Here is an 11,916-nt window from a genome sequence, read left to right as displayed (position 1 = left end):
CATTAGCAATAAAGGTTTTGTATGTTACTCGTTGACTCCCACTGTCACCTCGATCGTCTCAGCTATGGCAGCAAACAGAGCAATATGGCTGATGTGCTGGCCAAAGCGGCCGCGCAGGAGGTGGGATACTTTCTCTGTGTCAGCGTGACGCAAGAGCAATTTCCGACCATGATCACGGCCATTGCCCCTTATCCCCAGGTGTTTGCCTCCTGCGGGGTGCACCCCCTGAATCAGGAACCCGGTGTTGATGCCGAGTTGCTGCTCAAGCAAGCTGCCGACCCACGTGTGGTGGCCATTGGTGAGACCGGTCTCGATTACTTCTACTCACCCGAGAACAAGGAGGTTCAGCAAGCCTCCTTCCGTGAACATATCCGGGTTGCCCGTGCGCTGAACAAACCGCTGATCATTCATACTCGTGATGCCCAGCAAGATACTTTGCAGATCATGCGCGAAGAGGGGGCGGATCAGGTTGGCGGCGTGTTGCACTGTTTCACCGAGTCTCTCGAGATGGCAGAAGCGGCAATGGCGATGGGGTTCTATATCTCCATCTCGGGGATAGCCACGTTCAAGAATGCCTCGGCGTTGCAGGAGGTAGTGAAGGCGTTGCCTCTCGATCGACTGCTGGTCGAAACGGATGCGCCCTATCTTGCTCCGGTTCCACATCGGGGGAGGGAGAACGAACCCGCCTTCGTGCGCGACGTTGCCCAGTTTATTGCCGACCTGCGTCAAATACCGCTCAGTGAACTGGCAGAAGCAACCAGTCGCAACTTCTTTGAGTTGTTCAAACTTGCCCAGAAATAAGAGCCGACGCCCCGTATTACGGGGCGTTTTACTTTCAGTAACCCGTATATGGCGGTAAAGCAAGACGCAACTCACCAAGCCGTTATCTCTCACTATCGCAACATTGAATTGCCATCAGCGCAATGACTCAACCTGTAAACCGGACATGAATACGACATCAGTTTAGAGAAAACGGAGATGCTAGATTGGGGGTTAAACAGACACTCATTAGTATCGATAATATTCATTATCGATACTTGATGAAGCTGGAGGATCCTGTAAGATCCTCCTAAACTTCATATGAATCATGATCTTCCGTGTCACATCCATCCATTTCAGGCTCAGCTCATCAGTCATTGCAAACGGTCTTTGATGCCCAGCTAAATAGCCGTGCTCGCCGTTTCCTGCGCAGTGCCAAAGCAGATTCGACCCTCAATGCCTATCAGGCGGATACCCGGATTTTTGTCTTTTGGTGCCAGTTGCATGGTCTGGATCCACTGCAAACGACCCATCACGACATCATGAACTTTCTGGCAGATCAGGCCGACGGGGTACTGGCTGACTGGGTATGGCTCAATAAAGAAGAAGGGAGAGGGGAGCTGCGTAATGGTGAACCGCGCAAACCAGCAACTCTGGTGCGAAGGCTCGCCGGGATCCGCTACGCCTTCAAACAGAAAGGCATTCACCCGATGCCGACCGAACACCCTGAAATCAAAGAGATGATGCGCGGTATTGTCCGTCTTGGTGATAACCGCAAGCGCAAAACGGGCGCCCTGACGCTGCAGCCATTGACCCAGGTGTTGGATGGCATCGATACCAATGATCTGGCAGGACTTCGGGATCACACCCTGTTGCTGTTGATGTTCAGTGGCGCTTTACGCCGCTCGGAAGCAGCCAGAATCGAGGTGAGTGACCTCGATTTTGTGGGGCAGGGGATCCGGCTTCGTCTCAAACCAAGCAAGCATCAACTCCATGAGACCGAAATTGCCCTTATCCCGGGCAAGCACTATTGCCCGGTTGCTGCGATTGGCAGCTGGCTCAAGAAGAGCCGGATCAATGAAGGGCCGCTCTTTCGGAGGATGAATCGCTGGGGCCAACTCACACCAGATCCTCTGGGACCGCAGGGTATCAACCTGATGATCAAGCGGCGCACCGGTCAGGCTATCGATGACCTCTATGTCAGTGGCCACAGTTTACGTCGCGGATTTATCACCTCGGCCGTCACCGCTGGCAAACCGATGAACAAGATCATCGAGGTTACCCGTCACAAGGATATGCGCACCCTGCAAGAGTACTTTGACGATGCCCATAAATTCTCTGATCACGCGCTGGATGGACTGCTTTAGCATAAGTGCGTCACTGCATTTTTTATGTTAAATGATATCCCATTGATCTGGTGGTATATTTGGTTGGCTTCGTAGTCAGCTGGCAGAGGGTAGGGGGAAGCCCCATCTTTTACCACTATGCGAAGAGGTGTGAGAGATAACCAGTTATAAAAACAAGTATCGCAAGGTCATATGAGCCAGGAAATCAACGAGCTTGAGGCAAAAGAGACTGCCTCGCAGAACAACGCCAAGCGCCAGCGTCAGCATGTAAAACGCAAACAAGAGAGTCATACCCGGTTGCAATGCTGGATCAGTAATCGCCATGCCGAACGGTTGGCGGCACTCGGCTTGCATCTTGAAGATAGCCAGGCATCACTCATCGAACAGGCGATCGATCTGCTCTATCACCATGAGCTGGGGAGCGAACCTCACGCAGAGAAAGTGGAGATAGCTCTGTTGGAAGAGAGTGTCGAATAACGATGAACTTGGCTAAGAAGAGATAAAAAAAGCCAGGTACGAATTCCGTGTACCTGGCATAGGGGAATTGGCTCCTTGCAGAGCCGTGCGCTAACTGGTGTTTGGTGTTCGGATTGCCTTAAGCTTAGACAAGGCTCAAGGCTTTTCAAGAACCCGATAAAATTTCAACCAGAGTGTGGGTTTTACAGACTCGAACAGCGTCGAGTCACCTTTCCTCGTTCAGTCAAAATCAGCCAAACAGATTGTTGTCGCGCACCAGCTCCCGGGGCAGGGCATTCTTGATCCGGCTACCCACCCATTTCCCCATACCCAGGGTATGCCCCTGATAGCGGACAATCACCTCGCCTGCGCCAGCATCCTGCTCTGGCCAGACGTCCCGCCCCATCATGAATTCCCGCGCGTTGGCGCTGTCCAGTTCGACCACGCCCTTGTTCGCTTTATCACCATAGGCGAGCGCCCACTCATGGGTGAGGCGATAGCCTTTCTTGAACGTCTCGGCCAACTTGATGCCGATGCGATCAAAGCGCAGCTTGCCCTGAACCTGTTCAAACAGATGAGGAAACAGCCAGATCTCGTCATTGCGGCCAAACAGTTGACCTTGTGGCGCCACACCAAAATTGGCTTCAATCTCGCGCAGCATGGGCTCAGACTCTTTCGATGCCAATGGCAGAAAGGGGAATTTGCCGAGCTTGCCCGGTTTGAACATGGTGTTTGGCACCGAGTGGTGCTTACGCAATCTGGCAACGAAAAAGCCTTCACTGTCGAAGATCTGGGGCCAAACGTGCAGGTATCCTTCGGATGTGCAGGCCTGCTCTGCATGGGGGAATAGATCGGCCAGCGAGTCAAAACTCAAGGCATCGCCAAACTTGTCCAGCAGTGACTGACAGACCTCCTGGTTCTCCTGCAAACTGAGTGTGCAGGTGGAGTAGACCAGTACGCCACCCGGTTTCAAGGCATGGAAGGCACTCTCCAGCAGCCCCTGCTGCACCGCAGCAATCTCGTCAATGCTTTCGATGCTCCAGTTGCGCAGCGCATCTTCATCCTTGCGCACGGTACCTTCACCGGAGCAGGGGGCATCGAGCAGGATGGCGTCGAAGGTCTCCGGCAGCCACTGCCCAAACACCTTGGCATCAAAGTGAGTCATCCCCACATTGGTCACCCCGCAGCGCTGAATATTGGCGCTCAATACCTTGAGCCGGCTGCTGGAAAACTCGTTGGCAACCAGCATCCCCTGATTGTTCATCAGGGCGGCGATCTGGGTAGTCTTGGAGCCGGGGGCGGCCGCTGCATCCAGCAACATGCCGTCCGCTTTGATCTTGTCGCTGGCAAACAGTGCCGTCACCGGCAGCATGGAGCTCGCTTCCTGAATGTAAAAGAGGCCACTCAAATGCTCGGCCGTGTTGCCAAGGGGCACGCTCTCATCAGTGCGGCTCAGCCAGAAGCCTGTCTCGCACCAGGGCACGGGATCGAACTGCCAGCCTTGTGGCTGCATCTTTTCAACGAAGTCAGAGACGGCAATTTTGAGCGTGTTGACCCGGATACTGCGGCGCAGCGGTCGTCGGCAACTTGCAACGAACTCATCCATGGAGAGATGAGCAGGCATGATGGCCGCTATATGGCGCAAAAAGTGATCGGGTAGATAGGTATTGTCGTGCACTGTGCCGTCTCGTTGACCGAAAAAGAGGGGCGACATCTTATCACAGGGCTAGGAATATTCTTAAAGTGCAGCAGGTAAAAATGAACAAGCCCGGCATTGGACCGGGCTTGGATAACAACGTGAAGAGAGGAATCAGGGTTTGATGCGGGGACTCCACTCCTGCCACTCTTTCTCGGCCTTGCCGTAGAGGGGATAGCTGTGCCCGGCCTTGACGGTCGGCCCCATCTCTTTTTCCGGCGTATTGAAGGCAATGCCGCCGGCAAGCAGGCTCTGCACCGTCTCGACCTCGATAGTGCCACCGGTCAGGCCAATGTCCGCCTTGACCCCGGAGACATTCCAGAAGCGGGAGTTGGCGCGCACCAGATGGGCATACTCCTGCTCCACATTGACGTCGATCACCACCTCGCTGCCATCGCGGGCCAGTGCCACCTTGGTCACGCTGCCGACCACCATCTTGCGAAACAGCAGCGGGCTGCCAACCGAGAGGCCATTCACCGACGGGCTTTTCAGGGTGAGGGCCAAACCGGCAGGGCCGCTCTGGCTCAGGGGGAAGCTGTTCCGACCAGCCCCTTTACCGGGCTCGGCCTCAACAAAGGCCCCCTTGATCAGGGTATCGAGATGGGCCACACCACCCAGACCCAGCTTGGCTTGCACCAGGGTAAAGCGCGCTCCGGATTGCAGGAAACGCTCGGCGTACAGGCCATCCAGCTCGGCCTTGAAGATCACCTGTCCCAAGGTCAGCTCCAGCTCGATCTCTTCAATTTTACCGATATCCACCCCGCGATAGCGGATCGGGCTGCCAATCCCGAGCCCCGGATTACTCTCTGCCACCAGTGACAGCTGGCGTACCTTGGCCTTGGCTTGCTCCTTGGAATCGAACAATTGATGGCTGCTGCGGCCATTCGCCAGATAGTCGAACTCGATGGCACCGCGCAGCAGGGTGCCAAGATTGCCAACTTTTACCTGCACACCATCAACCCGAACCCGGGTGTCGATAGCCGGTTTTTTCCAGAATTGTGGCTGGCGGGCGAGGAGAGGGGCATAGATGCCGTCAATCTCGAGCTCTATCTCCACTCCCTCTTTGGCGGCGCGCAGCTGTTTCACCTTGCCCGCTTCCAACCCCAGATAGAGCACCGGAGAGCCGATGCCGATGCCGTCCGCCTGATCCGCCTTGAGCAACCAGCGCTGGGGCTTGGCATCACGGGTACCGAGCAACGCCAGCTCCTGATTGGGGTAGAGGCGGTTTATCCGCTCGCCGCTGCTCGCCTGCACCAGCTTGATGCCACCGCTCAACCAGGCACTGGCCGGACTGGCCTCGACCTTGATACCGCTCAGGTCGGCATCTATCTGTAGCGGCGCAGCGCGATAGAAACGGGCACGGTTCAATAGATGGGCGTAAGCGGGTTGGATCTGCAGGGCCACGCTAGCATTGCCGCGCCCATCGAGATCGAGCTGGCTGATGCGACCAACCTGCAGCCCCTTGTACCAGAGGGGGGCATCCTGATTAAGACCTGCCAGATCGTCCGCTTGCAACGTCACCTTGATGCCATCTTGTGGCGCCCGATCGGTCAGCGCCATCCTGGCCACTTCTTTGCCCGCCACATAGTCAAGGCGAATGGCGGGACCAGAGAGCAGGCGATCGGCATTCTTCACACCGGTCGGGGAGAGAGAAACGCTCTCCCATACCAGCTGACTCTTGTCGGTGATGCGATATGCCTGCTCCGGATTGATCAGCGCTGTTACCACCCGCCCCTTGTCAGTAAGGTGGATAGGATCGACGCGACCAATTTCGATTCCCTCGAAGAGAATGGGCATTCCCTCCTTGATGGGCAGATCGCCCGCCATGATATCGATGCGCTTGCCGCGCGCCGCTTCTGCCAGCCCCTTGTAGAGGACGAAGGTTTGTCCTTTCTCCGACTCGGGAGACGCTTTGGGGGAGTCAAAGGCGATGCCGCCGCTCAGAATGGAAGTGAGGCTGCCAGCCTCAACGCTGACGCCAGCCAGACTGAAAGAGCCCTTGATGCCACTGATGTTCCAGAAGCGGGTATCGGTTTTGACCAGATGTTCAAAACGAGGCTCGATCACCAGATCCAGAATAACGTTCTGGTTGTCCTGACCCAGGCGGGTATTGATGACGCTGCCCACCTCGATGCCGCGGAAATAGAGCTTGGCACCGATACCGACCGAGCCCAGCGAATCGGCGGTCAGATGCAGCATCCGCCCTTGCGCCTGATAGCCGGGGGGAGGGCCGTCGAGGGCATCAAACTTCTCCTGCAGCGGATTGCTCTCGTGCCCAGGTTGCAGATTGATGTAGTTGCCGGAGACCAGGGTATCGAGACCGGAGATCTCGGTCAGCGATGCCTTGGGGCTCACCAGCCAGAAGTCGGACCCCTTGCGAATAAGCGGGCGGGCACGGCTGTCAATCTTGGCCAGCACCGCAATGCGGCGGCCATCCTCGGCCAACTCCAGCTCCTGCACCACCCCGATGGCCACCCCCTGATAACGGATCTGGGTCTTGCCCGGCAAGATGCCATTACCCTGAGCGAAGTTGATCTGGATAAGCTGGCCACGACTCGCTATCTGTTGATAGAGAAAGCCGCCAGCCAGCAGCAGGGCGATGAGTGGTAACAACCAGACTGGCGATAGCCAGCGGCGCTTTTCGATGACGGGTTCAGCCCCGATCATAGTGACTCCTTATTGACCAGGCGCAGCCGCCCATCAGACAGAAACAGAAAACGCATCAACGGGCCGCCTTGTCCCAAAGCAGTCGGGTATCGAGCATGCGGGCCGACATCATGGTCAGCACCACCACACCGGCAAAGGCGGTGGCGCCGGGGCCAGCCCGGACGCTTAGCATGACGCCACGATCGACCAGCGCCACCATCAGCGAAATGACAAACAGATCCAGCATCGACCAGCGGCCGATAAAGTCGATCACCCGATACATCAAGAGCTGACGCTTGCGCCGCACCGGTTTGGCCCGTTGCAGCTGCCAGCAGATCCAGGCCAACCCGATTATCTTGCCCACCGGTACCAGTATGCTGGCGGTGAGCACTATGGTGGCAATCCCGCTCATCTTGCTGCGATAGAGCATCAGGATCCCGCTGAAGATGGTATCCGACTGCAATAGCCCCTTGTTGTAGAAGTGGGTGATGGGCAGCAGGTTGGCGGGGAGCAGCATAAAGGTGGCCAGTGCCAGCAAGCCCCACGACCAGGCAAGCGAATGAGGGATCCGCACCTGCAGCTTGCTGTCGCAACGTGGGCAGACGCATCCCGCCTGATAACGCACCAGCAGGCCGCAGGTATGGCAGCGGCAGAGCCCCATCTCACGGGCGCTGGTCATCGCCTTTCTCCTTGAGCGGGATCCGATCCCAATAGGGGGCCGGATCAAAGAGGATCAGCAAACTCATGTTAAGCAGCATCAGAATGCCGAGGCTGAGCAGCCCGCCCCCCAACCTGACATCGGCAATATCGATCAGTTTGAACAGGGCAACCAGCAGGCTGACGATATAGACCTCCAGCATGGCCCAGTGCCGAAACACTTCGACTGCCTTCAAGGTTGGCGCAAGGAGATGCCAGCGTTTCGCAAGGCCCGATGCCAGCGCAAAAATCCCGGTCAACAGACCGATGGGGGCCAGCACGGCGCACCAGAGCACCAAGGAAGCAACCCAGAACTCCCCCTCGCCAAACAGCACAAAAATCCCGTGCAACAAGTTGGCATCAGAGTTGACCCCCGCCAACCGCAGATAGATGAGGGGTTCGAAAAAGGCGGAGGGGAGCAGCAGAAATCCGGTGATGGTCAGCGCCATCAATTGAGAGGGACGAAAAGCATAACGGCCATAGAGATGCTGGTGACAGCGAGGGCAGTGGGCATGACGACGCAGCGGCAGCGCCTTGCGCTGGATAAGCAAGTCGCACGCCGGGCAGACGATCACGGAACCGGGCTCCATCATACAATTCAACCTGTTGAAGCAATTGGTGAAATTTACCCTAAAACCGGTTCCCTGTCTTGCCTGCCTCCTTAATGTTACGAAAGTATAATTGACGTTAACGTAAACGTGATATTAGATGGTCAAACCAGACAGATGAAAGGAGTCATGATGTCCAGTTTGCCCCTCTCGGCAGGGCTGCGTTTTCGTACCGCCCTTGCCAACGAAAAGCCACTACAGATCGTCGGCACCATCAACGCCTATATGGCGCTGATGGCCGAGCGCAGCGGCTTTCAGGCGATCTACCTCTCGGGTGCCGGTGTCGCCAACGCCTCCTACGGATTGCCGGATCTCGGCATGACCTCCCTCAACGATGTGCTGATCGATGCAGAGCGGATCACTGCTGCCACCCGAGTGCCGCTGCTGGTCGATATCGATACCGGCTGGGGCGGGGCATTCAACATTGCCCGCACCATTCGCGCGTTCGAGCGGGCCGGTGTCGCCGCCGTCCATATGGAAGATCAGGTGGCCCAAAAGCGCTGCGGTCATCGCCCCAACAAGGCGGTGGTGTCGCTGGAGGAGATGTGTGATCGGATCAAGGCGGCAGTAGATGCTCGCGAGAATGGCGAGTTCGTTATCATGGCTCGCACCGATGCGCTGGCGGTGGAGGGGATGGAGTCTGCTCTTGAGCGCACCGCCGCCTATGTGGCCGCCGGGGCCGACATGATCTTCGCCGAGGCGGTGACCGAACTGGCCCAATACGACCAGTTCAAGCAGGTGGCCAAAGTGCCGATCCTTGCCAACATGACCGAGTTCGGCAAAACCGAGCTGTTTGACAAGGAGCAGCTCGCCGCCCACGGGGTCGACATGGTGCTCTATCCATTGAGTGCCAACCGGGCCGCCAATCAGGCCGCCCTCAACGTCTATCACCATATTCGCCAGGATGGCCATCAACGCGCCGTCGTGGAGACCATGCAGACCCGGGAGTCGCTCTACGACTTCCTCGGATATCACCACTACGAGCAGACACTGGATCGTCTGTTTTCAGCCAAGGAATAGGAGGCAGCTTATGGGACAACAGAAACCGTTGAGCGGGGCAGGTCTGCGCGGCCAAAGCGCAGGGGAGACCAGTATCTGCACCGTGGGCAAGAGTGGCACCGGGCTTACCTATCGCGGTTACGACATCAAGGAGTTGGCCGATAGCGCCCAGTTCGAGGAGGTCGCCTATCTGCTGCTCAAGGGAGAGTTGCCGAGTAACCAGCAACTGGCCGACTACAAACGCGAGCTGCGCCGCTTGCGCACGTTGCCGGCGGCGCTGCTGGAGGTGCTGGAGCGCATTCCCGCCGATGCTCATCCGATGGATGTGCTGCGTACCGGCTGCTCCATGCTCGGCGATCTGGAGCCGGAAGATGGTTTCGAGCATGAACACGAAGTGGCGGATCGGCTGCTGGCCGCCTTTCCGGGCATTCTGATCTACTGGTACAAGTTCAGCCACGAGGGAATTCGCATCGCCCTCGACAGCGACGAGGAGTGTATCGGCGGCCACTTTCTGGCCCTGCTGCACCAGAAGGCGCCAAGCGAGCTGGAGCGGCGGGTGATGCATGTCTCCCTCATCCTCTACGCCGAACATGAGTTCAACGCCTCCACCTTTGCCGCGCGAGTCTGCGCCTCAACCCTTTCCGACATGTTCTCCTGCATCACCGCCGCCATCGGCACCCTGCGCGGCCCGCTGCACGGCGGCGCCAACGAGGCAGCCATGGCGATGATTGAAGATTGGCAAGACGAGACGCAGGCAAGGCGCGAACTGCTGGCCAAGCTGGCGGCCAAGGAGAAGATCATGGGCTTTGGCCACGCCATCTACCGCACCTCGGATCCGCGCAACGTCATCATCAAGGAGTGGTCGGCCAAACTTGCCGAGGCGGTGGGTGATGATCGCCTCTATCGCGTCTCCTGCGAGGCGGAGAAGGTGATGTGGGAGGAGAAAGAGCTCTTTCCCAACGCCGACTTCTTCCACGCCAGCGCCTATCACTACATGGGGATCCCGACCAAGCTGTTCACCCCCATCTTCGTCTGCTCGCGGGTCACCGGCTGGTGCGCCCACGTGATGGAGCAGCGCGAGCACAACCGGATCATCCGCCCAAGCGCCGATTATGTCGGCCCGGCCCCCCGTCACTTTGTCTCTCTACAACAACGATAAGGAAGTCACGATGTCCGCCAACGTCGACGTCAACAACAGACCAGACCCCGATCAGGTGCTGGTCGATATTGCCGATTATGTCTGCAACCACCCCATTACCAGCAAGGCGGCTCTCGACACCGCCCGTTACTGCCTGATGGATACGCTGGGCTGTGGCCTGCTGGCCCTGCGCTTCCCCGAATGTACCAAGCACCTTGGCCCCATCGTACCCGGTACTGTCGTGCCCCATGGTGCCCGGGTGCCCGGCACCCAGCTCTGCCTCGACCCGGTCAAGGCAGCCTGGGACATCGGTGCCATCATCCGCTGGCTCGATTACAACGACACCTGGCTAGCCGCCGAGTGGGGTCATCCCTCGGATAATCTGGGCGGTATTCTCGCCACTGCCGACTGGCTCTCCCGTACTCGCGTGGCCGAGGGCAAGGCGCCGCTCACCATGGCCGATGTGCTGGTGGCCATGGTCAAAGCCCACGAAATTCAGGGGGTGCTGGCGCTGGAGAACTCCTTCAATCGGGTCGGTCTCGATCACGTGGTACTGGTCAAGGTTGCCAGCACCGCCGTGGTGACTCATATGCTGGGGGGCACCCGCGATCAGGTGATCGATGCGGTCTCCCAGGCCTGGGTCGATGGCCAGAGCCTGCGGACCTACCGTCATGCCCCCAATGCAGGGTCGCGCAAGAGCTGGGCGGCAGGGGATGCCACCTCTCGCGCAGTGCGCCTCGCCCTTATCACCATGAGCGGCGAGATGGGCTATCCCGGCGTACTGAGCGCGCCAAAATGGGGCTTCTACGATGTGCTGTTCAAGGGCAACCAGTTCGCCCTGCATCAGGGGTACGGCAGCTATGTGATGGAGAACGTGCTGTTCAAGATCTCCTATCCCGCCGAGTTCCATGCCCAGACCGCGGTGGAGTGCGCCATGAAGCTGCATGGGCAGGTGAAGGGACGGCTCGACGAGATCGACCGTATCGAGCTCACCACCCATGAGTCGGCCATTCGCATCATCAGCAAGGTCGGCGCCCTCAACAACCCGGCCGATAGAGATCACTGCCTGCAGTACATGGTGGCGGTGCCGCTGATCTTCGGTCGACTCATTGCCGAGGATTACGAGGACGATGTTGCCGCCGATCCCCGCATCGACGCGCTGCGCAGCAAGATGGTGGTGCAGGAGGACAAGCGTTACAGCCGCGAATATCTGGAGGCAGACAAGCGCTCCATTGCCAACGCCATCCAGATCTTCTTCAAGGACGGTACTCACACCGCCAAGGTGGAGGTGGAGTATCCGGTCGGCCATCGCCGTCGCCGGGAGGAGGGGATCCCGCTGCTGGTGGAGAAATTCCAGCACAATCTGGCCACCCGCTTCCCGGCCAAACGGGTCAGCGACATCCTTGCCCTCTGTCAGGATGGGCCGCGGCTTGCTGCCACCCCGGTACACGCCTTTATAGATCTGCTGGTGATCTGACCGATCTTGCATTGGCCAACATATCGGCAAACAGTGATAAACGAAAAGCGGGCCCATCGGCCCGCTTTGTCGTCTGGCAACGGTTATCTGGCAAC

At 58.0% G+C, this 11,916-nt stretch carries 10 protein-coding genes; 6 read left to right on the top strand and 4 right to left on the bottom strand.

Annotated features, from left to right (window positions below):
• The first annotated feature begins 21 nt into the window (after positions 1–21).
• From AACR93_RS11190 to AACR93_RS11180, 3 genes are all read left to right on the top strand, one after another.
• Positions 22–801, top strand: coding sequence for a TatD family hydrolase (locus AACR93_RS11190; protein ID WP_043850820.1), 780 nt, complete (start codon positions 22–24; stop codon positions 799–801).
• A 296-nt stretch (positions 802–1,097) separates the two neighbouring features.
• A complete protein-coding gene (locus AACR93_RS11185) occupies positions 1,098–2,126 on the top strand; it encodes a site-specific integrase (protein ID WP_156152945.1) in 1,029 nt (342 codons plus the stop codon).
• A gap of 171 nt (positions 2,127–2,297) precedes the next feature.
• Positions 2,298–2,582 (top strand): hypothetical protein, encoded by a 285-nt coding sequence (locus AACR93_RS11180; RefSeq protein WP_042030958.1) that lies wholly within the window; start codon positions 2,298–2,300, stop codon positions 2,580–2,582.
• Positions 2,583–2,811: 229 nt separating this feature from the next.
• On the opposite strand, the gene rsmF is transcribed toward AACR93_RS11180, so the two are convergent.
• The 4 genes from rsmF to AACR93_RS11160 all read right to left on the bottom strand — a co-directional run bounded on the left by rsmF (position 2,812) and on the right by AACR93_RS11160 (position 8,192).
• Complete coding sequence (rsmF, locus tag AACR93_RS11175) at positions 2,812–4,239, bottom strand: 16S rRNA (cytosine(1407)-C(5))-methyltransferase RsmF (protein ID WP_043850818.1); 1,428 nt, start codon at positions 4,237–4,239, stop codon at positions 2,812–2,814.
• Positions 4,240–4,371: 132 nt separating this feature from the next.
• A complete protein-coding gene (locus tag AACR93_RS11170) occupies positions 4,372–6,924 on the bottom strand; it encodes an MlaD family protein (protein WP_043850817.1) in 2,553 nt (850 codons plus the stop codon).
• A gap of 55 nt (positions 6,925–6,979) precedes the next feature.
• Positions 6,980–7,582: a paraquat-inducible protein A gene (locus AACR93_RS11165; protein ID WP_033113812.1), complete on the bottom strand. Its 603-nt coding sequence runs from the start codon at positions 7,580–7,582 to the stop codon at positions 6,980–6,982.
• Entirely contained in the window at positions 7,566–8,192 is a 627-nt protein-coding gene (locus AACR93_RS11160) for a paraquat-inducible protein A (RefSeq protein ID WP_043850816.1), read from the bottom strand. Before AACR93_RS11160 ends, AACR93_RS11165 begins: the two co-directional genes overlap by 17 nt.
• 147 nt (positions 8,193–8,339) lie before the next feature.
• Here AACR93_RS11160 and prpB point away from each other — a divergent pair, with 147 nt between their 5' ends.
• Genes prpB through AACR93_RS11145 form a run of 3 tightly spaced genes read left to right on the top strand, consistent with a single transcriptional unit; the run spans position 8,340 to position 11,821 of the window.
• A complete protein-coding gene (prpB, locus tag AACR93_RS11155) occupies positions 8,340–9,227 on the top strand; it encodes a methylisocitrate lyase (protein ID WP_043850815.1) in 888 nt (295 codons plus the stop codon).
• Between the two features lie 10 nt (positions 9,228–9,237).
• Positions 9,238–10,365 (top strand): bifunctional 2-methylcitrate synthase/citrate synthase, encoded by a 1,128-nt coding sequence (prpC, locus tag AACR93_RS11150; protein WP_043850814.1) that lies wholly within the window; start codon positions 9,238–9,240, stop codon positions 10,363–10,365.
• Positions 10,366–10,375: 10 nt separating this feature from the next.
• Entirely contained in the window at positions 10,376–11,821 is a 1,446-nt protein-coding gene (locus AACR93_RS11145; protein ID WP_043850813.1) for a bifunctional 2-methylcitrate dehydratase/aconitate hydratase, read from the top strand.
• Positions 11,822–11,916 lie beyond the last annotated feature (95 nt).

It is taken from the genome of Aeromonas sp. L_1B5_3, assembly GCF_963866575.1.
GTDB classification, from domain to species: Bacteria; Pseudomonadota; Gammaproteobacteria; order Enterobacterales; family Aeromonadaceae; genus Aeromonas; species Aeromonas jandaei.
The sequence above is the reverse complement of the archived record's forward strand: the minus strand, read 5'-3'. Positions and strand labels throughout refer to the sequence as shown.